We start from the raw sequence: 23,649 nt of genomic DNA, 5'->3' as shown, positions 1-23,649 counted from the left end.
AGCCAAGCGTCTTTAAGCCGCGGTCGCGGCGATCACATAAAGCCTGCGGCGCGAGCCCTGACAGTTATAGACAAGTCAACCTACGCCGAAAGCGTTAAAGCCATTAGCCGGTGGTCGAGCGCAGCGAACACCACCGGATGACGAAAAGCGACGCGATATACGACCCCGAAGGTGGTCGCAGCCCGACCAGCCTGATTGCTGCGACACCCTTCGGCGTCGAAAACCTGTTTGTTTGCCATTAGCCGTAGGTGGCGCTTCGCTTACCTACGGCTAGTGGCTGCAATCCCTTCGGGGATAGAAACTGACTTACGCATAACTGACAGGGCTCGCGCCGCAGGCTATATGCGGCCGCCGCGGCCGCGGCTTCATGACGGCTTGCCCGGGGTTTGTTTCGCGGAAAGTGTTTAACCCCACGGCTGGATCGTGTAGCATACGGTTCCCCGCCTGCGTTTTCGCCCTCCAACCGCGATCCTGAAAATGCGTCTCCTACCTACCTTTGCGCTGCTTGCTGCCATTTCCATCCTCTCGGGTCGGACCTTTGCCGCCGATACGTCGACCTTCGAAAAGGATGTTCGCCCGATCCTGAAGGCGCACTGTTTTCATTGCCATGGCGAGAGTGGCGTCGTCGAGGGATCGCTCGATGTCCGACTAAAACGTTGGATTTTGTCTGGCGGCGATTCGGGCGAAGCGATCGTCCCGGGCAATGCTAGCGAATCGCTGCTGCTTGAACGGGTGGAGTCGGGAGACATGCCGCCCGGCGAAAAGAACCTCTCAGCCGAGGATATCGCTTCGATTCGCAAGTGGATCCTCGACGGTGCCAAGACCGCGCGAGAAGAACCGCTGACACTCGACGATGGCGACTACATCACCGAGGAGGAACGCAGCTTCTGGGCCTTCCAACCGATCGCGTCTCCCGAGCCGCCCGTTGTCAAAGCGAACGCCAGCGACAATCCAATCGACGCCTTCGTCCTCGATCGGCTGCACCGCGAAGGGCTCGCCTTTTCGGCCGCCGCAGATCGCCACACTCTGATCCGCCGAGCGACGTTCGATCTCTGGGGACTGCCGCCCGAACCGGAGATGGTCGACGATTTCGTCAACGATCCGAGCGACCACGCCTTCGCGGCGTTGATCGATCGCTTGCTCGCATCGCCCCGTTATGGTGAGCGATGGGGCCGGCATTGGCTGGACGTCGCTGGCTACGCCGATTCCGATGGCTACACAAATCAAGATACCGAACGCGAGTTCGCCTACTTCTATCGCGATTACGTCATCGACAGCTTTAACGATGACAAACCGTTGGACCAATTTATCTGCGAGCAATTGGCCGGGGACGAGATGGCGACCGGCGACGACGCATCGCAGCTAACGCCCGAGCGGATCGCTCAACTTACCGCCACCGGCTTTCTTCGCATGGCCCCCGACGGAACCGCATCGGGAGGCATCGATCGCGCCCTGGCAGCCAACGAAACGATATCCGACACGATCGAGATCGTATCGACATCGCTGCTGGGGTTAACGGTTGGATGTGCGAAGTGTCACGACCATCGATACGATCCGATCAGCCAAGCCGATTACTTTCGGTTCCGCGCGATTTTCGAACCGGCACTCGATCCAAAGCAATGGAAAGTCCCACGGCAGCGTCGCATGTCGTTGTACACCGAGGAAGATCGACAGGCTCGCAAGGCGGTCGATCAGAAAGCCAAAGAAGCGACCGCGAAACGCTCCAAACGCCAACAGGAACATCTCGACAGGACACTCTACGAAGAACTGTTGGTCGTTCCTGCCGACCGTCGCGAAGCAGTCGAGAGCGCTTTCAAGACGGAGAAATCGAAGCGGAGCGCCGAACAGGTTGCCCTGTTGGAGGAGTTCCCCAACGTCGGCAACATTTCGCCCGGCTCGCTCTATCTGTATGCCCAACAGCGTGCGCGACGGGCTTCGGATATCGAAAGAGCCGCCGATGCGTTGGAGCAGGAATTGATCGAACTGGCTCGGAACGAGCAACTCGCCAAGATTCCTGAGGAGCATCGCGAAGCCGTTGCCAAGCTGGCATCGATGCCGGCCGATAAATGGACGAGCGACCAACAGCAACTGGCAACGGAATTCCCAGGACCGTTGGTCGACGCCGCCTCGCTGGAAACGTTCTCACCCGACGGCTTTGCCGAGGTCCAACGCTATCGCGAGGCGGCCCAGATCTGCCGCAAAGTGGACGCGAAAACGGACCTCGCCAACATGCAGAACGAGATCAATGCGATCCGCGCGACCGCCCCGAAAGAGAAGTTCATTCGCGTCTTAACCGAACCGGCGAACCATGTGCCACCAACGCATCTGTTCATTCGTGGCGACCACGAACAGCCCGGTCAGGAACTGGGTCCCAGCGAACTGACCGTCCTGAAAGGCAACGATCCCACGGAGATCGAGGCAAACGATCCCGACCTCCCCACGACCGGTCGACGACTCGCCTACGCACGTCAACTGACCAACGGCAAACATCCACTGCTGGCTCGCGTTCTGATGAATCGCGTTTGGCTAAACCACTTCGGACGAGGCATCGTCGATTCGCCGGGCGACTTCGGTTTCCTAGGCTCCAAGCCGACGCATCCCGAACTACTCGACTGGCTTGCAACCGACCTGATGCGTGGCGGTTGGAACCTGAAACGCATGCATCGGATGATCATGCTGTCGCAAACGTACCAGCAGGTTTCCACGCGAACCGAGCAGCTGGACCGCGTCGATCCCGACAATCGGCTGTATGCACGGATGACGGTCCGGCGACTGGAATCCGAAGCGATCCGCGACGCGATGCTCGTCGCAAACGGCACGATCACAAATCGCTTGCACGGCCCACCGGTGCCGGTAAAAGAAGACGCTGTGGGGCAAGTCGTATTGGGCAAGGAGATGCTTGACGGAGAACGCAAGCCGACGGGCAAATCGCAGCTCGGCGAAGAGGCCAGTCGCCGCAGCGTCTACGTTCAAGTTCGCCGCAGCCGACCGCTGGGCGTCCTGGAAACATTCGACTTGGCCACCGTCGCCCCCAACTGCACCATCCGCAACTACTCAAACGTCGCCACGCAAGCATTGCTGCTGATGAACAGTGCGTTTGTCATCGATCAAGCGGACCAACTGGCGGCTCAGGCGATCCGAGCCGAGAGCGAAGTTCCGCAACAGATTTCCAACGCTTGGCAGCGGTGCTTCAATCGAGAGATCGAAAATGGCGTGCTGACCGAACTGACCAACTTCGTCGCGCGACAAACCTCCGCATTTAGGTCACGCGACGCCAAACTATCCGCCGAAGCGGCTCACCGACTGGCACTGGCCAGCGCCTGCCAAGCGATGTTCAGCTCCAACGAATTTCTCTATGTGGATTAACGGCGACCGCAGCTTCCCCCGCCGATACTAACGTCGGCGACAGCCCGCTCCCCTCCTGAAAAACCCCCGCCTGCGAAACGACGGAAAACCGATGACGAACAACAATTCCGACATTCAATCTTCGCGCCGACACTTCCTGGCCTCTTCGGCGATGCGTGGCGGGCCGCTGGCGTTGGCCTGTTTGATGGCCCAAAAAGCGAATGCCGAACCGAAGAAGCCGAACCTGGGGACCGAAGGATTCGATCTGAAGCCCAAGCAGCCGCCGCTGAAGCCGCGGGCGACCGCGATGATTTCGATGTTCATGCAAGGCGGCCCCAGCCAGATGGATCTACTGGATCCGAAGCCGATATTAAACGAACTGCACATGCAGAAGTTTCCCGGCAAGATCAAATACGACAACGCGGCTCAAGCCAGTTCGAAGGTCTTTGGATCACCTTGGAAATTCAAGAAGTACGGCGAACATGGGACCGACGTTTCCGAACTGCTTCCCGAATTCTCGACGATCGTCGACGATGCGCTTGTGATTCGTTCGATGCACACCGGCGTGAACAACCACGGCCAATCGATCTACGCGATGAACGGCGGTCGCCCCTTGGCGGGGCGACCCGCATTGGGCAGCTGGTTGACGTATGCGTTGGGGACAAAAAGCGAGAGTTTGCCGGCGTACATTGCGATGACCGACCCGAAGGGATTGCCGGTCGCAGGCGTCTTAAACTGGTCCAACGGTTGGTTGCCATCGCTGTTTCAAGGAACCGTCATCCGGCCCGTGAAGCCGAGGATCTTAAACCTGCAGCCGCCGCCCCATCTCGACGGCGAGATTCAATCCAATTACCTCGACCTACTGCAATCGCTGAACCGACGCCATGCGGAACAGCGGACGGGCGAACACGAACTGCAAGCGAGGATCGCCAATTTTGAACTCGCTGAACGGATGCAATTTGCGGCGGACGAAGCGACCGATTTGAGCCGCGAATCCAAGGCAACCCACGCGATGTATGGGCTGGACCAACCCGAGACGCGAGAGTTTGGCGAACGCTGCCTGATCGCGCGACGACTTGTCGAACGGGGCGTCCGGTTCGTGCAACTGTTCACGAAAAACCAATACTGGGACCACCATGGCGGCATCGTCAAAGCGTTGCCAGCATCGTGCAAGAAGATCGACAAACCGGCCGCTGCGCTCGTCAAAGATCTCAAGCAACGCGGACTCCTGGACAGCACCGTCGTCCACTGGGGCGGCGAGATGGGGCGGTTGCCCGTGATTCAAAACGAAGCGAACATCGGCCGGGATCACAACACCTACGGATTCACGATGTGGGTCGCCGGCGGCGGCTTCCGATCGGGGATGCATGGCGCGACCGACGAATTCGGCCACCACGCGGTGGAAGACCAAGTCAACCATTTCGACTACCACGCCACCCTGCTGCATCTGTTTGGGCTCGAAGCCGAAAACCTGACCTACGAACAGAACGGACGCGAGCAATCGCTGATCGACGGCCAACCGGCGAAGGTGATCGAAAAGCTGCTGGCTTGATCAGTTGTAACTTCCGGCGACGCTATCCGGCCGACTGAATATCCGCTGGCGACAGGGACGTCAGTGCTTCGGGAGCCAAGTCGACTCCACAAGGCCAACAGACAGTCTTTGACACCGGATCGATCGTTGCGGATGCAAACACATCGGGATCGTGAAGCGGCAGAAACGCTGGCCCGTTTAATAGCGGTCGCAGGTCGACGACGCGAGCATCGCCATCGGAAAATTTAAGTTCGAGATGAAACGGGCAAGGCACGTTCATCGCGACAACATGCAGCAATTCAGCCATCGTCAATCCAGTGGTGCAATTGGAATCAGAGTTTCGCCATTGGCAGCCCGACGCCAATCATCGAGCAGTTTCCACGAGTAGCTTCACAAGACGCCTAGCAGCAGGCGACCACAACAAATCGTACTACACGGCAGTTCCAGGGCGTGGGCGCCACAGCGAGACGAGGATCGTGCCGGTGAAGACACATCCGAACGTGTAGGCGGCTGTGGGGATGGCGGCTTCGGGAAACTGGTCGCCAAAGCTGCCGACGGCAAGCATCGTCCCAAGCCCCGCGTTCTGCATACCAACTTCTAATGTCAGCGCCCGACGCATCGGTTCATCCATCCGCGCGAGAGCTCCCGCGGTATAACCGCCGACGTAGCCGACAAGGTTCACAATTAACAGCGACGCCAACAGACTCAGCGGGATCATGGCCAAGCGGTCGCGGTTGAGTCCCACGACGACGGCGATGATCCAGAGAATTACAAGGTTCGCCAAGACCGGACCGACCGGTTCGGCGATCGCTTTGAACCGAGGGCTCCAACGCGCCAACGAGAAGCCGGCGATCACGGGCAACAAGACGGTCGAAGCGAGTGTCAGCATCATCGATAGCGGTTCGATACGAGCTTCCGATTCGCTGATCCCCGCCATCAAGACCAACAGCCAGGGGACGGTGATCGGCGAAGCCAAGGTGGCCATCGTCGTCAGGCTGACCGAATAGCTGACGTTGCCGCCAGCGGCCAGCGTCAACACGTTCGATGCCATCGCCCCGGGAACACATCCGACAAGGATCACTCCCAATCGGTAGCCCCCTTCGAGCCCGCCGAACCGGACGACCGCTAGCGCCGCCAGCGGCATGACCAGACACTGGGTCAACGTTCCTAAACAGACTTGCGGCAACTGGCGACGCAGCCGACGGACTTCATCCTCGGGCAACAGACTGCCCAATGCGAACATCGTCGCCGCGATCATCCAGGAGAGCCACGACTTGGAAGCAACAAACGGATCGATGCCGCCCGAAGGCCAGAAGTAGGCGATTAGCGAAAACCCACACAACATCGGAAACATCCAATGTCGCATCGAAGGGTTGCGTTGGGGACCTGGCGAGTCGGACGGCGGGAGATTCTGCGGATTTGACATCGCCAGAGTCTACCGTTCACCGCGGTGATTGGACAGCAAACCGGCTGGCGGATGATATACTTTGCCAGCAACACCTCCGCGATCGCGGTTACCGGATGAACAACAAGACACCTCCCGTAGAAGTCCCATAATAATGATGCGTGCTATTGCCCTCAGCCTGATCGGATTCGCCTTGCCTCTGGCGGCCGAAGAGTTTCACCCCGACCAATCGCAGCTGCCGGTCGAACCGCCAGCCGACGCGATCGTGCTGTTTGATGGCGAATCGGAGCCGAAGTTCCGCAGCACGCAGGGATCAGCGATCAACTGGCCGATCGAAAACGGCAGCTTGGTTTCGACGGTCTCCCAAGGCGAGCAAGCTGTCCGATCGAACCACCTAGTTTCGACGCTGCACTTCCGCGATGCCGACCTGCACGTGGAATTCCTGATCCCCGAAGGAGGAACAGGGAACAGCGGGATCTACATCCACGGCAACTACGAAGTCCAGATCATCGATTCCCACGGCAAACAGGAACTGAGTCAACAGGACGCCGGGTCGGTCTACGGATTTTCCAAGCCGCTTGCGAATGCTTGCGGTCCGCGCGACCAATGGCAGGTTTACGACATCCGCTACCGCGCCCCGCGACGGGACGACCAAGGCAAGATCACTAAAGAGGGCTCGATCACCGCATGGCTCAACGGGCAACAAGTGCAACGCGACTTGCAACTGGGCGAACCGCGATCGAGCTATCATCCGTACCGCTACGGCGCGACTCCCTATTTGAAAGCAATCTGGGAGCGTCAACTGAAAAGCTCGACGGGCCCCGTCTTCTTGCAAGATCACGACAACGCGGTTCGCTTCCGCAACGTCTGGGTTCGCCCGCTGGACGACAAAGCGTTTATCGACACCAGCGGATCGTGATCGTTCAGCCTGGCGGACTCGCGATCACCGCGGCGTGAAGCTCCGCAGCGGCCTGCGCGAAATGGAAATGCTGTCAAAATCCGCTCTAGGCCCCACGGCCGGTTTCTTCTTAGAATCGGCTCCGCGCAGAAGCATTTCCTCACCAAGCGAAATAATTGCACGATGCCGTTGTCTCACTATGTCTATTGTATGTGGCCAGGCCTCCCGGAGATCTGGTTTCGCGGACGGATGAGCGGCCTGCCGGCGGCGATCTGTTTTGCGATCGCTATCAATACATTGCTGGTGTCGCGGTTCATTTATCCCCAGTGGCTCGAACCGTTGATGGTTCGATCGGTCTGTTGGGCGTTTGTTGGAATCTGGGTGTTGCTGTTCGTGCGGGCGGTCCGGGGCCTGCCGATGTTGCTAGCACCGCGGCACGCCTCGGGCGAAGAAGACCGATACGACGCGGCGCGGACCGAATTTTTGAAGGGACGATGGTTTGAAGCCGAAGCTTTGTTAGTGCACTGCCTGGAGGTCGATCCACGCGACGCGCTGTCATTGCTTTTGCTAGCAAGTGTTTACCGCAAAACCGATCGCTTTGCCGCCGCCGCCCAGACGCTCGACGCGATGGCAGCACTCGAGACGGGGGACGCGTGGTGGCTCGAGCGAGACATTGAAGAGCGTCGACTGAAGCGAATGGTCGACGATTTGGTAGCCGATGAAGAGGATTCCGAAACCGAGGAGGAATCGGAGCAACCCGCCGAATCCGAGGGAAATGACGAGGGGGATGCTGCCAAAGCGTCCAGTTCAGCGAAAGAAAAACGATCCGACGGAATGACTGCCGATGTGGCAGAATCGCCTCAGCTGGAAACCTCTGCAGGGGAGGCGAGCTGAGTTGGCACGACAGAACTGGCAGATATGGCAAATCAGTGAATGACGTCCTATCCCCGCTGAGTCAGGAAAACGGTAGAATCGATTTAGCCGGTAACGGATGGCGGCCAGCCCCCCTGAAGTCGCCAGCTTGGGAGCGGGATCTCGCCCCCGAGCCGTCGCTGCGGCGTATTTTTTGCACAGCTACACGGTATTGCTAAGAAATCGCCAAATCGGCAGCATGCCCGACGCGGCTCATAATTTATTTAGGATCAATCGCCCGCTGCACGGCGGTCGATTGTTTCAGGAAACGCTTTCAGCAAACGCATCCATGCAACGGCTGATCGCACTAAGTGCGACCACGATCCAGAGGGTCCAAGAATGTACGAAAGATTTACTGACCGCGCCCGCAAAGTGATGCAACTGGCCAACCAAGAGGCCCAGCGATTCAATCACGAATACATCGGTACCGAACACATCCTGTTAGGCCTCGTGAAAGAGGGAAGCGGCGTTGCGGCCAATGTGCTGAAAAACCTGGAAGTCGATCTCCGCAAGATCCGCTTAGAGGTTGAAAAGCTTGTCCAAAGCGGCCCTGAAATGGTCACGATGGGCAAACTGCCTCAGACGCCTCGCGCCAAGAAGGTCATCGAGTACTCGATGGAAGAGGCTCGCAACCTGAACCACAACTACGTCGGCACCGAGCACATCCTGCTGGGACTGTTGCGTGAGCAAGAAGGCGTTGCCGCTCAGGTCCTTATGAATTTGGGACTGAAGCTGGAAGATGTCCGCGAAGAAGTCCTGAACCTACTGGGTCACGGACTCGAAGGTGCCGAAGTCGGCGACCGCGGCGGACGCGAAGGTGGCGGCGAAGGTGCCTCGTCCGGCAAAGGAAGCAAATCGAAGACCCCTGCTCTGGACAGCTTCGGCCGCGACCTGACCGAATTGGCTAAGAAGGGCGAACTGGATCCAGTGATCGGCCGCGAACGCGAGATCGAACGCTCGATTCAAGTCTTGTGTCGCCGCACAAAAAACAACCCCGTGCTGTTGGGTGAAGCGGGCGTCGGCAAGACCGCCATCGTCGAAGGCTTTGCACAGCGCGTGATCGAAGGTGAAGTGCCCGAGATCTTGGCTGATAAGCGGATCGTCGTCTTGGATCTGGCGATGATGGTCGCGGGAACGAAATACCGCGGTCAATTCGAAGAACGCATCAAAGCGGTCATGAACGAAGTGCGTCGTGCCAAGAACACGATCCTGTTCATCGACGAATTGCACACGCTCGTTGGTGCCGGTGGTGCCGAGGGCGCGATCGACGCGGCTAACGTGCTGAAGCCAGCATTGGCTCGTGGCGAGATCCAGTGCATTGGAGCGACGACGCTCGACGAGTACCGCAAGTACATTGAAAAGGACAGCGCTCTGGCGCGTCGTTTCCAGGAAATCATCGTCGAACCGACGGGCAAAAAGGAAACGATCGAGATCCTCAAGGGACTCCGCGAACGCTACGAAGAGCACCATCGCGTACAGATCACCGACGATGCGGTTGTCGCCGCTGTCGAGATGAGCGAACGCTACATCACCGCTCGCTGCCTGCCCGACAAGGCGATCGATGTGATCGACGAAGCGGGTGCTCGGGTGCGATTGCGCACGATGACTCGTCCACCAGACCTGAAAGAGATCGACGAAGAAGTCGATGCTCTGAACAAGAGCAAGGAAGACGCCGTCGCCAACCAAGACTTCGAGAAGGCCGCTTCGCTGCGAGACCAAGCTGAAAAGCTTCGCAAGAAGAAGGAACAGATCACCGTCGAATGGCGAGAGAAGAGCCAGCAGACCGACGGTGTTGTCGACGAAGAAGTAATCGCCGAAGTGGTCAGCAAAATGACCGGCATTCCATTGACCCGACTGTCGACCGAAGACAGCCTGCGGTTGATGAAAATGGAAGACGAACTGCACAAGCGAGTCGTCAGCCAAGATGCCGCTGTCAGCGCGATCGCCAAAGCGGTTCGCCGCAGCCGCAGTGGCCTGAAGGACCCCAAGCGACCTACCGGTTGCTTCGTGTTCGCTGGACCAACGGGTGTCGGTAAAACGTTGCTGGCCAAATCGTTGGCGGAATTCATGTTCGGCGATTCGGATGCGTTGATCCATATCGACATGAGCGAATACATGGAGAAGCACAACGTCAGCCGTCTGATCGGTGCCCCTCCCGGATACGTTGGTTACGAAGAAGGCGGTCAACTTACCGAGAAGATTCGTCGCCGTCCGTATGCCGTCGTCCTGTTGGACGAAATCGAAAAGGCTCACCCCGACGTCTTCAACATGTTGTTGCAGGTAATGGAAGAAGGCCGATTGACCGATTCGTTCGGTCGCCACGTCGATTTCCGAAACTGCATCTTGATCATGACGACCAATGCGGGTGCCGACGCGATCAAAAACGAATCGGCCTTCGGTTTCCAAAAGCCGGACGACGACGCGTCGTACGACAGCATGAAAGCTCGCGTGATGGATCAGATCGAACGCGTCTTCCGCCCCGAGTTCTTGAACCGGTTGGACGACACGATCATCTTCCGCCACCTGACCGAAGAAGACCTGAAACGCGTCATCGACTTCGAAATGTCGAAGGTTCGCGAACGACTGCAGGACCGTGGCTTCGACCTGGTCCTCAGCGACGATTCGAAGGAATTCTTGATCAAGATGGGTGCCAACCTCGATTACGGTGCTCGCCCACTGCGTCGTGCACTGGAGCAACGCATCGAAGATCCGTTGAGCGAAGAACTGCTGCAAGGTGCCTTCGAAGGCTCCGACACAATCGTTGTCGACGCCGTCAAAGACGACGAAGGCAAGACGCTGCGGTTGAAGTTCCACGGTGAAAAACGCCGCGAAGACATCGCCCCCGAAGAACCAGTGGGCGCTGCAGCGGGAACCGACGCCGACAAACCCGAGAGCACCGAAGAGTAAGCTCGGCTAGCCGGAAACGGCAAACCGCAGAACCTCTTGCCCGCTCGGGCCAATTGAAATGATTAACGGCTTGGAGATCAAAACCGATCTCCAAGCCGTTTGTTTTTTACCCCATCACCTTTTGCCACCAAGCCATCGTCATGAGCAATGCATCGCCGGCGACGCTGCGATCGTTCAACATCAACCTGCATGGCCCCCAGCGATCCGGCGAATCCGATCAGCCGGAAACCAACGCACCAACCACGGGCACGACCGCAACCACGGCCCCTCTAAGTCCGCTGGGCGGTTCCTTTGAGCAGCTCTGCGAGCGACTGGAACGCTTGCCGCGCACGCATCTGGAACTCGACGGATCGTTCGTCCACCGCGGCCCTGCACCGCCGCTGCATATCGACGGGATGATCTACGACGCCAACGGACAGGTGCAATACGTGCAACTACAAGGAACCTCCGACCACGCAACCTGGCAGGAATTGATCGACGTCCTGTCGAGCGACAAATCGAGATCGCCGAGCGTGCAGCTTTTACAGTCGGGGGAACTGCTCTCGTTACAGAGCTTTGAACGACAAGAATGGAAGATCGGGTAGCAGCTCGGTACTTTTTTCAACTCCGCCGATCGCCCGGCCGCGAAACAAGCTCGCCAAAAAACGCCCTAACTCCTGGGAGGAAAACAAACTACGTCGCCACCAGCGACTATTTCCTCACTTTTCCGCCAACTGGCACGCCACTTGCTTCAGTTGGCATCAGATAAAACGATTGATCGAGATTTGGCGCTCAGGCAACAAGTTCGCATCTTTCGGAAATTGCCAGCAGCCTCTGGCGTTTGAAAAGTTTACCATTCAGGAGGAATCATCCATGGCGACATCAACTTTGCTAAACAGCCGAAACTCGCGTATCACCGAGTCTCATTCCGATACAACTTTGTCTGATTTTGAGATTGCTGGCCGCGTTAGTGCTATCCGATCGAACTGGTCCGCGAAAGAGAGAGTCGAGCGACACGTTGAAGCGGCGCGTCGATTCGATGCCCTGCTAGAAGCGCTGAATCTCGATGCAGCTCCGGTTGGCTAATGGAAACCGACGTCGATCGCCGGGAAGAATCCGGTCTCAAAGTGGCTGCTGCGATTAGAAAGCGATCCAATCGAGTCGATTGTGGTCGCAGCAACGAGAGCAGTCCGGCGTCCCATAGCCTTTGCTGGAAATCGCTTAGACCGAACGGACCACGCCGACGACGATTCCGATCACGGTCGCTTCGCGAACGTAGATCGGTTCCATCTCCCGATTCCCCGGTTGCAAACGAATGCGTCCCTCCTCGGGATACCAATACTTCAGCGTGGCATCACCTTGTGGTGTCAACGCAACGACCATTTGGCCGGCCTGGGCGTGTTCTTGCTTTTGCACAACGACCATGTCGCCGTCGGTGATGTGGGCATCGACCATCGAATCGCCGGAAACTTCTAGCAGAAACCGGTCTTCACCGTAGAACATTTCGCTGAGGTCTTTGCGTTCCGCCCTTTCGAAGGCCAACGTGCCGTTGCCAGCGACGACCTGCCCAGCAAGTGGCATACTTTTGGCGGATCGATCGGCCTCATTGGTAAGTTCGATTGCACGCGACTTATTGGGACTCCGGCGGATCAGGCCTTTGCGTTCCAAAGCCTTCAAGTGGCACATCACACCGTTGGGCGACTTGATGTCAAAGTGCTCCCCAATCTCGCGGACGGTTGGCCCATACCCGCGCGACACAATTTTATCGCGAATCATGTCGTAAACAGTTTGTTGTCGCGTCGTCAGGCGGGTCGAAATAGCCATCGTTCCCCTCGCAAACACAAAGCACTGAGGCTAAGCATGGCGGCATCTTGTGTACACTGATAAAACCCCAGCTTATCCTATACGCCCGTATAGAAAGCCGCAATCTAAAAGCATGTGTTTATTAGTGATAATTGAAGAGTCATAGGAGTTATGACGCTTATTATCTAACCATACCAACCACTGAAAAGTGTACGCATGTCACTTACCATCAATTAAACTGGTGTTTGCATTATGGTTCGAATACATGCGCACAGAAACCATTTCGAGCACTAGTACAAATGAGGCTGCACCGATACACAACAATAACAATGGCCAAATAGGCTGCGACCATTGGTCGATGGGGACAAATTCGAACACTCGATGCGAAAATTTTTCCGCAGCCGTTTCGGCAGTCGGCTGCTGCAACGGCCAAACTCTTTTCAGACTTCCTACCATCAGTCCCAACAGGCAAGCAAAGGTTACATTCTGGTAATGTTCCAGCAACCACCGCAGCACCCGGGTGAAGGCGGCTAAACCAATCGCACAGCCGGAGACGAACACGAGGATCTGGACGAAGCCATCAACGCCCAACTCTCCTCGTGGCAACGCTTTGACCAATCCAATCACATGGTGGTACACGCCCAACAGGACGAGGACAAACGAACCGCTGATCCCCGGTAAGATCATGGCGGTAATCCCGAGCACGCCGGAAAAGAAGAGATACAGATACCCCGGATCTCCGACCAATGGCGAGAGCGAACTTACCAGATACCCGGCACAGGTCCCCAGAATGACTGCCATCCCGGCAGCCGCGTTCCACTGTTGCACCTGCCGTGCGACGATCCAGATACTTGCGACGATCAAACCCATAAAAACGGCGAGGGTTCCCGGCAGCCGGTTTTCCAACAGCCAATGCAACAGACTGGCCAGCGAAACGATGGCAATCCCAATGCCCAGGCCGAGCGCGACGAGAAATCGCAGGTCGATATGTTCTGCCAGTTGACGCCATTTCCTAGCCAATGCCAGCGAGAACGCCTCGCGATCGAAATGGCTGATCGCCGCGACAAGCCGGTGATAGTGCCCTAAAATCAGCGCGACCGTTCCCCCGCTGACCCCCGGCACACTGTCGGCGGCTCCCATGCAGAAACCTCTGGCAAAATTTAGTAGATCACCAGCAATCGTTCCTGGGTTACGCGGAATCATCGGTCGATAAGCCTTTTAGCTGAGTTGTTTAAGATATTTTCATATCTACAGATGCTTCACCGCGCCGACAACGCGAAACACGATCGAAACGGACGAGTTGACGATGTGGGAAATGGTTTTATTAGCGGTAATCCAAGGGATTGCCGAATTTCTGCCGATCAGTTCGTCGGGTCACTTGGTGATCTTCGGCGAATTATTGGGAATTACTGAAGAATCCGCTACCGTGAACATCGTACTTCACGCCGGTACACTTGCCTCGATTCTTGTCGTCTATTGGCGTCGAATCCTCGATATGCTGACCAGCGACCGACGCGTCATTCCTCTGCTAGTCATCGGCACGATCCCTGCCGGCATCGCGGGAGTGATAATCAAGACGCAATTCAAACACTTGCTGGAAAGCCCGTTGATCGCGGGCTGCATGCTGTTGGTAACCGGCGGCCTTTTATTGCTGCTGAAATATCTGCCGACGCGCGACGCAACCTACCAATCGTTGTCGTGGCGAAAGGCGTTCGAGATCGGCACCTTCCAGGCTTTCGCCTTGATGCCAGGGATCAGCCGCAGCGGGTCGACAATCGTCGGCGGTCGGATGCTGGGACTGAGCAACGAAGACGCCGTTACCTTTTCATTCCTGCTGGCGATCCCCGCGATCCTGGGCGCTACGGTGCTGGAGATGAAAGACCTCGCCCAATCCGATCTCACGATGGACCGCATGGCACCGCTGCTAGTCGGCGCCGTGGTCGCATTTTTGGTGGGGATCTTCGCGCTGCGATGGTTGATCGCGTGGAGCCGCCGCGGACGACTGCATCTCTTCGCTTGGTGGTGCATCCCGATGGGCATCGGAACGATCCTCTGGCAGCTGCGCTAAGATAGCTGCCAAGCAAGCCATCGATCTCGCCCAAGACTAACCCGCCGCGGGTAAAAACGTCTTCCAACATTCGTACCGCGGATCGACGATCGGCTGGGTCAACACCGGATTGAACTTCGGTTTGATCGGCGTTGTCAGCAGGTTCATGTTCGCCTGCGACGGCGTCCGCCCGCCCTTGCGAGAATTACACCGCAGACAACAACAGACGACATTCTCCCAAGTCGTCTTGCCGCCATGGCTGCGTGGCACCACATGGTCGACGCTCAACTGGTTCGACGGTTTGTCCTGGCCACAGTATTGGCAACGGTGACTATCGCGAGCAAATAAGTTTTTACGATTGAACCGCACCGATTGCACCGGCAAGCGATCGAATCGCGTCAAGCGACAAATCCGTGGGACGCGAAGATCGAAACCGACGGCTTTGATGTAGTCTTCGCCAGGTTGCTTTTCGAGCGAAGTCAATTGACTCAACTCACACCATGAAGTGAAATCGTAGCTGGTATATTGTTCATCTTCCAACGTGATGACTTCAGCACACTGGCGATATAACAACGTGAAGCCCCGTCGCACAGAGACGACACGGATCGCCATATAAAAGCGATTTAGAATCAGCACACTTGAATCAAGAACTGACGAAGTAGACATTCTTTGTATCGTCCTCCATGCAAACCTGATCCTAATGAAGGCAAGGTCCGCAAATTGTGGATGTCAGGAATGGTCAGCTTGCAGGGTATGATTAAATATGTCTATTGCAGCGCTGCGGTTCCAAACGTCCGGGGCCAATTGTCAAGCATCACTGCTCAAGGTCTGAACAATGACGGGTGTGTCTTCGCACCTATTCTAACCTTTGGTCGATTGTGCGACCACCAATTCACAGGCCCTGGCAGCCGCGCTGAACCGGTTTTCAACAAATCTTAAGAAAGCCGAAAACAAGGACCGCTCGCCCCGCAAAGGGTTCGCTGCCCCAACGGCACAACCGACAGAAACAACGCGAAAATTGGAAGAGAATCGACAAATGGAAGCTTGGTGGCACTTAATTTGGCCGATCGGTTTGATCCTGTTGACCACGGTGGCGTGGGGCAGCAACTTCGTCACGCTGCCGGGAAACTGGATCGCCGCAGCTCTGGTGGTCGTCTACTTCCTGGTCGCCCCCAGCGGCCAACGCATCTCGCTGGGAACGACCGAAGTTGTCGCGGCGATCGGTTTTGCCGTCCTGGGAGAGGTGCTGGAGTTTGCCGCCGCGGCGCTGGGAGCGAAGAAAGCCGGCGGCAGCAAAAGAGCGACGGTGATGGCAGTGGTGGGTTCGATGGTCGGCGCGATGGGTGGAGCGCTGCTGGGCTTGCCGATCCCGATCTTCGGCACCGTCATCGCCGCGTTGTTGTTCGGCGCTCTCGGCGCAACCGCCGGCGCGGTGCTGGGTGAATGGATGAGCGGCAAGCAGTGGAAGGAGACGATTCCCGTCGGTCACGCTGCGTTCTGGGGACGTCTGTTGGGAACGGTTGGGAAAATCTGCGCCGGAATAATGATTCTATTGGTCGTCATCGTTGGGGTTTGCGTTTGAATCGACTTTCGATCAAGGCAACCGCTTTTTGTATTGCCACGCGACAGCGACCGCCGGTAACATGCCTCACGCCTCAGGGACGACACGCTCGATCCCACACCTTGCTTCTCTCCTCGCGGTTAAGGACCTCTGTCGAATGATTCATTACACGTGCGATCGTTGCAATTGCGAGCTGACACCCAACGAAGATCTCCGGTACTCCGTTCAAGTCGAGATCAAAGCGGTCTTCGACACGCCAACCGATTTTGTCGAGGACGTCGACACCGATCACCTGCTCGAATTAAATGAGATCTTGGAACGACTGGGAGACGACGAAAGCGACGCGATCGGCGAAGATGTCTACCAGCGTCGACGCTACGATTTGTGCAGCGGATGTTTCCGCCAATATCAAAAGAATCCACTGGGCCGCGAGCACAGCCTGTCGTTTGGATTCAGCGCCAATTAGAAACGTGTTGCCAAGCGTCTCAAAAACGCCTTCTCTCTCAACACTCATGTCAGAGCATCCCTGCTCCGGGCAGCTGGAAAGATCCCTGCGGTCAACTATTTGACCGCCAGCCCCGAACGCGCCTCCTGGGAAAGCGATTGCGACCGAACCAGTCCCTGAAAGTTCGTCTTGGCATCGACATAGTCGAGCACTGCGACTTTCACCGCGACGGGCAACTGGCGGATCTGCTTATCAAAATAGGGATCGATCGATCCATACAACGCACGCTGCATCCAATCCTCCGAGATCCGCGGCTCGATCACATCGAGCGCTGCCGCCACGTGATGGAAGATCGTCGGCAGCGATCGCTCGCGAATCGAACTTGCGTACTGCTGCGAACTTTCACGCAACCGCTGCTCCGCCTCGGCTAGCTGCCATGCCCAACGACGAGCGATGTCATCGGACTGGTCGAACACAGCGACCTGAAAACGAGCGGGCGACGACTGCACTGTATCGCGATCCAACGCGCCGAAGCTGCGCTGCGATTCGGTCGCGCTCAGATGAACCGACAGCAGATCGCCGCGCCACTTATCGGGCACCTGCAGCGTGATCGTAAATGGCTTTTGCCCATCGAGCACTTGAGCCGGCGTGGCGCGAAGCTTGAAGTAGACGCCTTGGCCGCGAGCGATCGTGCCGCTGGCATACATAATTTCCTGCGGCGCGGCCTTCTCGAACGTCGTCTTGTTGCAGACCTTCGATCCCACGTCCGCTCCGCTGCTTCCATCGACCAAGTTCAGATACGAACCTTTCAGAGCCAGCCCGAGGCTTTTCGATTTCTCATCGGACTGTTCCACGCGGATTCCGCCGACCGTCGAAGCGGCCAATTGAGTCCGCGGCGAATAATCGACGACTCGGCTGTCGAGCGACGAGCACTGGATGCGGTAGACGAATTCGTGCGGCTTGGCTTGTTCGGCGGTATTTATCATCGACGAGATGTCCAATCGCACCCGGACCCAACGGTGCCCGGGAGGGACAAACGCGTCTTCGTCGGGAACAACGGGCTGCGCCGAAGCGACTGGCGAGAGATCGAATTGAATCGAAGCGGGGCGAGCAGCAACCGCAGGTTCGGTGACGCCAACGATCGCGGCAAACAAAAGCGCATTGAGCTTGAGTGTTGAATGCATAGCAGATTCTCCTTCCGGTGACCTAAAGACATCCGTTTCATGCCTGATCTCGCAGATCCTCCGATCCACAAAATCGAGGTGGGCATGCGAGGCGTGCTGACAATCCCGTCAACAGATCGTTGAACCGCCACAATCCTGCGGCGGCCATCGATCGCGCTTCCGTCCCGGAAGGGGCAAACGCACTGGGGCGTTGCAAGAAAAAGTATTCGGCGATGTCGCGCCGAAGGCAAGCGACGAATCGAGAAACCGGAGCGGCCCGGCGTTGCTAGCGGTTTTCAAGTTGTCGCCGAGCGAGTTCGCTTAACTCGCGTCGAGAGTAGGCCTTACGATCGGCCGCCCCACGTTCAGCTGTGCATGCGAGCCAACTCGCTGCCGACTTCGATAATCTTCGCTTCGGCTTCGGACAATTCGTTGAGTCGACGTTGAACCTCGGCCCGCGGTGCAAACTCCTCGGCTAACCGAACGTAGGTCGCGTGATGCCGCGCCTCGCTCTCGAACAAGCTGTCATAAAAATCGGCCAGCACTTTGTCCGGAGCATGCTTGCGCAGCAGATCGAACCGTTCGCAACTGCGGGCTTCGATCAACGATGCAACCAGCAGCTTGTCGACAGCTCGCTGCGGTTCGGTGCGAATGATCAAAGCATTTAATTGGCTGCCATACGGACTCGGCTTAAGCTGCCGAAACCGGATCCCGCGGCTGTCGAGCACATCGAGCACCATCCGGTAGTGCTCAAGTTCCTCGATCACGATGCTGGCCATTTCGTCGCACAACTCGCGCCGCTCGGCGTAGGAATTCATCAACCCCATCGCGGTCGATGCCGCCTTGCGTTCGCAGTGCGCGTGATCGATCAAGATCTCGTCGAGATTACTCTCCACCTGCGAAAGCCAGCGTTGGGACGAATTGGATTTGAGTCGCAACATGAAAAAACCATGGTCTGGGAAGTGGAGAGGAGACGCCCGGCAGCCAGTTGCGGACGATCCAAGCGACGTCGCATTCAAACTGTAGCGTTTGGCCGAATACTGCGGCGTCATTCTGAACCGGTCCCGCCAGTCATGGCAAGGGATGGTCGCACAAATGCCGGCGAGCGTTAAAATAAGTCGGCAGAGTTGCCACGCCCCACCTGCGGGCCGCAACCGACGACGCGTTCGCCCAACATCAGTTAGACAACGGTAAAGACAATGGCATTTTGGTCCAAAAAGAAAGCAGACGATCCGGATACCAGCCAAGCTGGCCTGTTCGATAAATTCCGCAAGAGCTTGACCAAGACCAGCCAAGTCTTGAACACCGATATCCGCGACCTCTTCAAAAACGATGGCCGCTTGGTGGAGGACGAGTTCCTGGGCGAGCTGTTCGCGCGGCTGGTCCGGACCGACATGGGTGCCGGCCCGGCAGGTCGCATTCGCGACGATGTGGCGACGAAGTTTCGCGGCCGCAAAGTCGAAATGGAAGATATCCTGGCAACCATTCGCGACCAAGTCGAAGCGATGCTGACGCAGGAATCGGCCGAACTGTCGATGGCTGACGAAGGGCCAACGGTGATCCTTGTTGTCGGCGTCAACGGTTCGGGCAAGACGACATCGATCGCCAAGCTGGCGAACCGGTTGACCCAAGAAGGGAACCGCGTGGTCCTAGGCGCAGGGGATACGTTCCGCGCCGCCGCGGTCGAGCAATTGACGATCTGGTCGCAACGCATCGGTTGCGAGATCGTCACTGGAAAACCGGAATCCGATCCCGCCAGCGTCGCCTTTGCCACGGTGCAGAAAGCCGTCGACGACAATTTCGATGTTGCGATCGTCGATACCGCAGGACGTTTGCAAACGCAGACACATCTGATGCAACAACTGGACAAGATCCGCCGAGTGATCGGCAAACCCGTCCCTTCAGCACCTCACGAAGTACTGTTAGTACTAGACGCTACCGCGGGACAAAACGCGATCAGCCAAGCGCGTGGGTTCAGCGAAGCGGCGGGCTGCACCGGCATCGTATTATCGAAGCTCGACGGCAGCGCCAAAGGTGGTGTCGTGATTCCCATTCGAGAGCAATTCGAACTGCCGGTGAAGTTCATCGGACTGGGCGAAGGGATCGACGACATGGCCGCCTTCGATGCCCCGATGTTCTCTCAAGCGCTCTTCAGTGACTCACTTGGAAAGCCTGAATAACCCTGTTCGAGGGAGGCAATAGGCCCTTGCGGGCCACCATTCGATACCTTCCGAAAAGCTTACCTCAGCGACAAGCTTTCATTGACCTGCAGCACCGCAACCGGGAATTCCGCAACGAATTCATAACCGGAACAAACGGACCTCAAACTTCAGTTCCATCGATGATTTCCGCGCTTCACCGTGCGGACAAGTCCTGCAGTGTCGATGAATCCCCCAGAATCAAACTGTTTTTCAATTGGTTCACTCTTGGTAGGCGGATTTGGTTCACGCTGAGAACCATTTCATGAGAAGTGGTTTTAAGCACATCACTCACGGATTGGGGAGAATATCGAATGAAAATTAGCAAACTTGCACTCTTGGCTGCGTTTGCATGCGGAATCCACGCGGGCTCGGCAACTGCACAACAGATCAATACGAATTACTTTGGCGACGTCGCACAGGTTGGTTGTTTCGACAGCGAACCCGATTGCGGTCTCGACGCATCGTGCTGCGAACCAGCATGTGGTTGCGAAGGCGACTGCGAAGTCGGTTGCGACAGCTTCGGCTGTGACAGCTGTGGCGGAGCCAGCGGCGGCGGCATCTTCTTCCAAGACGGCAGCCTGCCAAGCTTGGCTTGTGCCGGATGCGGAACTTGCGACCTGGGCGACCCTTGGCAACTGTGTGGAAATCACTGGGGCTGGGACAAGGGCGGATGGTTGCAATTGGGCTACACCACCGCTGGCCGCAACGGAATGAACTTCAATGATCATCCCGATCGCGTGAACCTGCAACAAGCATGGTTCTACATGGAGAAGGTTGCCGACGGATCCGACGGCCTCGATTGGGGTGGACGCGTCGACTACGTCTACGGTGTCGATGCTCAGAACACGCAAGCGTTCGGTAACCAAGGCAGCCACTGGGACAACGGCTGGGACAACGGCATCTACGGCCACGCGTTGCCACAAGCCTACGGCGAAGCTGCCTACGGCGATCTGTCGGTCAAGGTTGGTCACTTCTACACCATCATTGGTTACGAAGTAGTATCCGCTCCCGACAACTTCTTCTACAGCCACGCGTTCACCATGAACAACAGCGAGCCATTCACGCACACCGGTGCATTGGCTACGTACAACCTGAGCGACAGCACCACGATCTACGGTGGTTACACCGCGGGTTGGGACTCCGGTTTCGAAGACAACGGTGACAACTTCATCGGTGGTATCTCGCAACAGATCGACGACACCACGAACATCACCTTCGCCTACGTTGCAGGTCGCTTCGGCACCGTTTCGCAACCCGGATATGGCGGCGAGAAGGGCAACATGTTCAGCGTCGTCACTCAGAAGCAGCTGACGAACAAGCTGTCCTACATCAACCAGATCGATTACCTGAAGACATCGATCCAAGGTGCTACATCGTCGTTGAACGAACGCGATACGTTTGATATCAACAACTACCTGATCTACCAAGTCAACGACTGCTGGGCTCTGGGAGCTCGCTTCGAATGGTGGAATGTTGAAGGCAACCAGTTTGGCCTGGCCCCTGGCGACAACCACGACGTCTACGACCTGACGCTGGGCGTGAACTATCGCGGCAACGCCAACTGGATCGTTCGCCCCGAAGTTCGCTGGACCTGGGACAAGGATTCGGACCGCGCGGTCTTTGCAGTCAACGAGAACGGTGCTGCTAGCCAAACGACCTTCGGAATCGACGGCATCTACACCTTCTAAAGTCGAATTCGACTTCCCCTCTGAGGGCTGGTGTTAATTCAGAAGCCAGCGAGTTTGTTCATCAAACTCGCTGGCTTTTTTCGTTGAATCTCCCAACCACACCCAGCCGCTCACTATCGGCTGCACAGTGAAATCGATCGACGCCACACCTCCCACCGCTGGCTTCCCACAATTCCAGTCGGCACGCTCCGCGTCGCCCGCTAGCATTGACGCGTTTCCGCCCCAGCACTCATCGACACTCCCCTAAGGCCTCCCGCGGTCCGCTCAACCCGCAAAGTTTGCCACAACCCAAACAATCCCCCTCACCGGTTTGCAGCTTTTACGCCGGAAGACATTAATAGTCGTGGCGATTGTTTCGATAGTAAGAGTGATACCGCAGCCGCCAGAATCCCTTTTGGCGGTACTCGGGGGGGGGTTGTATTTCGCATGCCCCGACGCGAACGCATTGGCACGTGGAGTTACAAAGATGAATCTCATTAGTAGGTTCTTTGCGATTGCTTGCATCTGCAACGCAGGTCTGGCCGTCGGGCAACAGTTTGGGCACGAAGAATATCCCACCGAGAGTTACCCCATCTCAGGGGAAGGCTACGAATACCAGGGCGATGGCGGATACTACGGCGACGCAAGCTGCGAATCATGCGGCACTGCGGCAAAGCCGGGTTGCTTCGCTAGCTGCCTGGACGGCTTCACCTACGGGGGATGGGCCCAACTCGGCTACTACACCTACGGCTCGCCGATGCGATTCAACAATCACCCCGACCGAGTCAACCTATCGCAAATGTGGATGTTTGCCGAAAAACAGGCCAACGGTGCACAGGGGCTCGACCTCGGCGGACGTATCGATTACCTCTACGGCGTCGACGCGCAAGACACACAAGCCTTCGGCGTCGATAACGGCTCCTGGGACACCGGTTGGGACAATGGCATCTACGGCTACGCGATGCCACAATTGTATGGCGAAGCAGCCTACGGCAACACTTCGATCAAAATGGGACACTTCTTCACTTTGATTGGCTACGAGGTTGTCAGCGCACCGGACAACTTTTTCTTCAGCCATTCCTACACGATGGTTAACAGCGAACCTTTCACCCATACCGGTGCATTGGTCACTCACAAGGCGAACGAATTTGTGACAATCTGGGGTGGATACACGCTCGGATGGGACTCGGGCTACACGGACAATGGCGATAACTTCCTAGGCGGCTTAAGTGTTGTCCTGACCGATTACACAACCATCACTTACACCAACACAATCGGTCGTTTGAACGAGAACCTCGAACTGCGTGGACAGGACATGAAAGAGCGTGGCCAGATGCACAGCATTGTCGCCAGCACGACCGTCGAGAACTTTAACCACGTATTGCAAATCGATCGCCTGGACACAAAGAACCAATTCGACACATTCGCCCGCGACACATTTGCCATCAACAACTACTTCTTCTATGAATTGGCGGATGAAGTCGCAGCTGGCCTTCGCTTCGAATGGTGGAACAACCGCCGCGACACCAACGATCACACCGACGTCTACGCGTTGACCCTGGGGCTGAACCTGAAGCCCAAGGAGTTTGTCACCATCCGTCCCGAAGTGCGATGGGACTGGGATGTCGACGCGGACCCGCTGGGTATCAACGAGACCAACCCAAACTCGCCGACAAACAGCCCGAGAAGCAACCAAACGACGTTTGGCATCGACGCTATCGTGACGTTCTAAACGCGTCGCGGCATCGGCCATCGAGAACTCCACATCAGCCAACTCATTCAAAT

At 57.1% G+C, this 23,649-nt stretch carries 20 protein-coding genes; 13 read left to right on the top strand and 7 right to left on the bottom strand.

Annotated elements, in window-relative coordinates; all coding sequences use genetic code 11:
* The first annotated feature begins 477 nt into the window (after nucleotides 1-477).
* Together EC9_RS00630 and EC9_RS00625 are read left to right on the top strand one after the other, a co-directional pair.
* Nucleotides 478-3,366 (top strand): PSD1 and planctomycete cytochrome C domain-containing protein, encoded by a 2,889-nt coding sequence (locus EC9_RS00630; RefSeq protein WP_145341473.1) that lies wholly within the window; start codon nucleotides 478-480, stop codon nucleotides 3,364-3,366.
* Nucleotides 3,367-3,457: 91 nt separating this feature from the next.
* Entirely contained in the window at nucleotides 3,458-4,897 is a 1,440-nt protein-coding gene (locus EC9_RS00625) for a DUF1501 domain-containing protein (protein ID WP_145341471.1), read from the top strand.
* A 22-nt stretch (nucleotides 4,898-4,919) separates the two neighbouring features.
* Here EC9_RS00625 and EC9_RS00620 read toward each other — a convergent pair whose 3' ends face one another.
* Together EC9_RS00620 and EC9_RS00615 are read right to left on the bottom strand one after the other, a co-directional pair.
* Nucleotides 4,920-5,183, bottom strand: coding sequence for a DUF2442 domain-containing protein (locus EC9_RS00620; RefSeq protein ID WP_145341469.1), 264 nt, complete (start codon nucleotides 5,181-5,183; stop codon nucleotides 4,920-4,922).
* A gap of 123 nt (nucleotides 5,184-5,306) precedes the next feature.
* Complete coding sequence (locus EC9_RS00615) at nucleotides 5,307-6,302, bottom strand: bile acid:sodium symporter family protein (RefSeq protein WP_145341467.1); 996 nt, start codon at nucleotides 6,300-6,302, stop codon at nucleotides 5,307-5,309.
* A gap of 133 nt (nucleotides 6,303-6,435) precedes the next feature.
* Between EC9_RS00615 and EC9_RS00610 the strand changes: the two genes are divergently transcribed.
* From EC9_RS00610 to EC9_RS26835, 5 genes are all read left to right on the top strand, one after another.
* Nucleotides 6,436-7,200: a 3-keto-disaccharide hydrolase gene (locus tag EC9_RS00610; RefSeq protein ID WP_145341465.1), complete on the top strand. Its 765-nt coding sequence runs from the start codon at nucleotides 6,436-6,438 to the stop codon at nucleotides 7,198-7,200.
* A gap of 162 nt (nucleotides 7,201-7,362) precedes the next feature.
* Entirely contained in the window at nucleotides 7,363-8,073 is a 711-nt protein-coding gene (locus tag EC9_RS00605; RefSeq protein WP_145341463.1) for a hypothetical protein, read from the top strand.
* A gap of 357 nt (nucleotides 8,074-8,430) precedes the next feature.
* Nucleotides 8,431-10,998, top strand: a complete 2,568-nt coding sequence (locus EC9_RS00600) for an ATP-dependent Clp protease ATP-binding subunit (protein WP_145341461.1) — start codon at nucleotides 8,431-8,433, stop codon at nucleotides 10,996-10,998.
* Nucleotides 10,999-11,138: 140 nt separating this feature from the next.
* Nucleotides 11,139-11,582, top strand: coding sequence for a hypothetical protein (locus EC9_RS00595; RefSeq protein WP_145341459.1), 444 nt, complete (start codon nucleotides 11,139-11,141; stop codon nucleotides 11,580-11,582).
* Nucleotides 11,554-12,063 (top strand): hypothetical protein, encoded by a 510-nt coding sequence (locus tag EC9_RS26835; RefSeq protein ID WP_246105897.1) that lies wholly within the window; start codon nucleotides 11,554-11,556, stop codon nucleotides 12,061-12,063. Before EC9_RS00595 ends, EC9_RS26835 begins: the two co-directional genes overlap by 29 nt.
* A gap of 135 nt (nucleotides 12,064-12,198) precedes the next feature.
* Here EC9_RS26835 and lexA read toward each other — a convergent pair whose 3' ends face one another.
* Together lexA and EC9_RS00580 are read right to left on the bottom strand one after the other, a co-directional pair.
* Nucleotides 12,199-12,801: a transcriptional repressor LexA gene (gene lexA, locus EC9_RS00585; RefSeq protein WP_145341457.1), complete on the bottom strand. Its 603-nt coding sequence runs from the start codon at nucleotides 12,799-12,801 to the stop codon at nucleotides 12,199-12,201.
* A gap of 198 nt (nucleotides 12,802-12,999) precedes the next feature.
* Nucleotides 13,000-13,983 carry a DUF368 domain-containing protein gene (locus EC9_RS00580; protein ID WP_145341455.1) on the bottom strand — a complete coding sequence of 328 codons (984 nt, stop codon included), beginning with the start codon at nucleotides 13,981-13,983 and terminating at the stop codon, nucleotides 13,000-13,002.
* A 103-nt stretch (nucleotides 13,984-14,086) separates the two neighbouring features.
* On the opposite strand from EC9_RS00580, the gene EC9_RS00575 reads away from it, so the two are divergent.
* Nucleotides 14,087-14,848 carry an undecaprenyl-diphosphate phosphatase gene (locus EC9_RS00575; protein WP_145117289.1) on the top strand — a complete coding sequence of 254 codons (762 nt, stop codon included), beginning with the start codon at nucleotides 14,087-14,089 and terminating at the stop codon, nucleotides 14,846-14,848.
* 36 nt (nucleotides 14,849-14,884) lie between these two features.
* Here the strand turns inward: EC9_RS00575 and EC9_RS00570 are convergent, their stop codons facing one another.
* Entirely contained in the window at nucleotides 14,885-15,493 is a 609-nt protein-coding gene (locus EC9_RS00570; RefSeq protein ID WP_145102339.1) for an HNH endonuclease, read from the bottom strand.
* A gap of 370 nt (nucleotides 15,494-15,863) precedes the next feature.
* Between EC9_RS00570 and EC9_RS00565 the strand changes: the two genes are divergently transcribed.
* Both EC9_RS00565 and EC9_RS00560 read left to right on the top strand, forming a co-directional pair.
* The gene (locus tag EC9_RS00565; RefSeq protein ID WP_145117288.1) at nucleotides 15,864-16,409 is read left to right on the top strand and encodes a DUF456 domain-containing protein; all 546 of its coding nucleotides are present in this window, start codon (nucleotides 15,864-15,866) and stop codon (nucleotides 16,407-16,409) included.
* A 136-nt stretch (nucleotides 16,410-16,545) separates the two neighbouring features.
* Entirely contained in the window at nucleotides 16,546-16,854 is a 309-nt protein-coding gene (locus EC9_RS00560; protein ID WP_145341453.1) for a hypothetical protein, read from the top strand.
* Between the two features lie 95 nt (nucleotides 16,855-16,949).
* On the opposite strand, the gene EC9_RS00555 is transcribed toward EC9_RS00560, so the two are convergent.
* Together EC9_RS00555 and miaE are read right to left on the bottom strand one after the other, a co-directional pair.
* Nucleotides 16,950-18,017 carry a hypothetical protein gene (locus tag EC9_RS00555; protein ID WP_145281782.1) on the bottom strand — a complete coding sequence of 356 codons (1,068 nt, stop codon included), beginning with the start codon at nucleotides 18,015-18,017 and terminating at the stop codon, nucleotides 16,950-16,952.
* A gap of 344 nt (nucleotides 18,018-18,361) precedes the next feature.
* Nucleotides 18,362-18,937 carry a tRNA-(ms[2]io[6]A)-hydroxylase gene (gene miaE, locus EC9_RS00550; RefSeq protein WP_145117285.1) on the bottom strand — a complete coding sequence of 192 codons (576 nt, stop codon included), beginning with the start codon at nucleotides 18,935-18,937 and terminating at the stop codon, nucleotides 18,362-18,364.
* 258 nt (nucleotides 18,938-19,195) lie between these two features.
* Here miaE and ftsY point away from each other — a divergent pair, with 258 nt between their 5' ends.
* The 3 genes from ftsY (at nucleotide 19,196) to EC9_RS00535 (ending at nucleotide 23,596) form a co-directional block, all read left to right on the top strand.
* On the top strand, nucleotides 19,196-20,176 hold the full coding sequence (gene ftsY / locus EC9_RS00545; protein ID WP_145341451.1) for a signal recognition particle-docking protein FtsY: 981 nt from the start codon (nucleotides 19,196-19,198) through the stop codon (nucleotides 20,174-20,176).
* A gap of 332 nt (nucleotides 20,177-20,508) precedes the next feature.
* Nucleotides 20,509-21,885, top strand: a complete 1,377-nt coding sequence (locus EC9_RS00540; protein ID WP_145341449.1) for a porin — start codon at nucleotides 20,509-20,511, stop codon at nucleotides 21,883-21,885.
* A 466-nt stretch (nucleotides 21,886-22,351) separates the two neighbouring features.
* Nucleotides 22,352-23,596, top strand: a complete 1,245-nt coding sequence (locus EC9_RS00535; RefSeq protein ID WP_145341447.1) for an outer membrane beta-barrel protein — start codon at nucleotides 22,352-22,354, stop codon at nucleotides 23,594-23,596.
* Nucleotides 23,597-23,649 lie beyond the last annotated feature (53 nt).

The organism is Rosistilla ulvae, assembly GCF_007741475.1.
Lineage (GTDB): Bacteria > Planctomycetota > Planctomycetia > Pirellulales > Pirellulaceae > Rosistilla > Rosistilla ulvae.
The sequence above is the reverse complement of the archived record's forward strand: the minus strand, read 5'-3'. Positions and strand labels throughout refer to the sequence as shown.

What these genes read in the sequence shown, in the direction of transcription:
- EC9_RS00555 (WP_145281782.1), bottom strand. Translation starts at nt 18,017, where the DNA reads ATGCATTCAACACTCAAGCTCAATGCGCTTTTGTTTGCCGCGATCGTT.
- EC9_RS00570 (WP_145102339.1), bottom strand. Translation starts at nt 15,493, where the DNA reads ATGTCTACTTCGTCAGTTCTTGATTCAAGTGTGCTGATTCTAAATCGC.
- EC9_RS00595 (WP_145341459.1), top strand. Translation starts at nt 11,139, where the DNA reads ATGAGCAATGCATCGCCGGCGACGCTGCGATCGTTCAACATCAACCTG.
- EC9_RS00610 (WP_145341465.1), top strand. Translation starts at nt 6,436, where the DNA reads ATGATGCGTGCTATTGCCCTCAGCCTGATCGGATTCGCCTTGCCTCTG.
- EC9_RS00575 (WP_145117289.1), top strand. Translation starts at nt 14,087, where the DNA reads ATGTGGGAAATGGTTTTATTAGCGGTAATCCAAGGGATTGCCGAATTT.
- EC9_RS00620 (WP_145341469.1), bottom strand. Translation starts at nt 5,183, where the DNA reads ATGGCTGAATTGCTGCATGTTGTCGCGATGAACGTGCCTTGCCCGTTT.
- EC9_RS00560 (WP_145341453.1), top strand. Translation starts at nt 16,546, where the DNA reads ATGATTCATTACACGTGCGATCGTTGCAATTGCGAGCTGACACCCAAC.
- EC9_RS00580 (WP_145341455.1), bottom strand. Translation starts at nt 13,983, where the DNA reads ATGATTCCGCGTAACCCAGGAACGATTGCTGGTGATCTACTAAATTTT.
- EC9_RS00535 (WP_145341447.1), top strand. Translation starts at nt 22,352, where the DNA reads ATGAATCTCATTAGTAGGTTCTTTGCGATTGCTTGCATCTGCAACGCA.
- EC9_RS00615 (WP_145341467.1), bottom strand. Translation starts at nt 6,302, where the DNA reads ATGTCAAATCCGCAGAATCTCCCGCCGTCCGACTCGCCAGGTCCCCAA.
- EC9_RS00630 (WP_145341473.1), top strand. Translation starts at nt 478, where the DNA reads ATGCGTCTCCTACCTACCTTTGCGCTGCTTGCTGCCATTTCCATCCTC.
- EC9_RS00600 (WP_145341461.1), top strand. Translation starts at nt 8,431, where the DNA reads ATGTACGAAAGATTTACTGACCGCGCCCGCAAAGTGATGCAACTGGCC.
- EC9_RS00605 (WP_145341463.1), top strand. Translation starts at nt 7,363, where the DNA reads ATGCCGTTGTCTCACTATGTCTATTGTATGTGGCCAGGCCTCCCGGAG.
- ftsY (WP_145341451.1), top strand. Translation starts at nt 19,196, where the DNA reads ATGGCATTTTGGTCCAAAAAGAAAGCAGACGATCCGGATACCAGCCAA.
- lexA (WP_145341457.1), bottom strand. Translation starts at nt 12,801, where the DNA reads ATGGCTATTTCGACCCGCCTGACGACGCGACAACAAACTGTTTACGAC.
- EC9_RS00565 (WP_145117288.1), top strand. Translation starts at nt 15,864, where the DNA reads ATGGAAGCTTGGTGGCACTTAATTTGGCCGATCGGTTTGATCCTGTTG.
- EC9_RS00540 (WP_145341449.1), top strand. Translation starts at nt 20,509, where the DNA reads ATGAAAATTAGCAAACTTGCACTCTTGGCTGCGTTTGCATGCGGAATC.
- EC9_RS00625 (WP_145341471.1), top strand. Translation starts at nt 3,458, where the DNA reads ATGACGAACAACAATTCCGACATTCAATCTTCGCGCCGACACTTCCTG.
- miaE (WP_145117285.1), bottom strand. Translation starts at nt 18,937, where the DNA reads ATGTTGCGACTCAAATCCAATTCGTCCCAACGCTGGCTTTCGCAGGTG.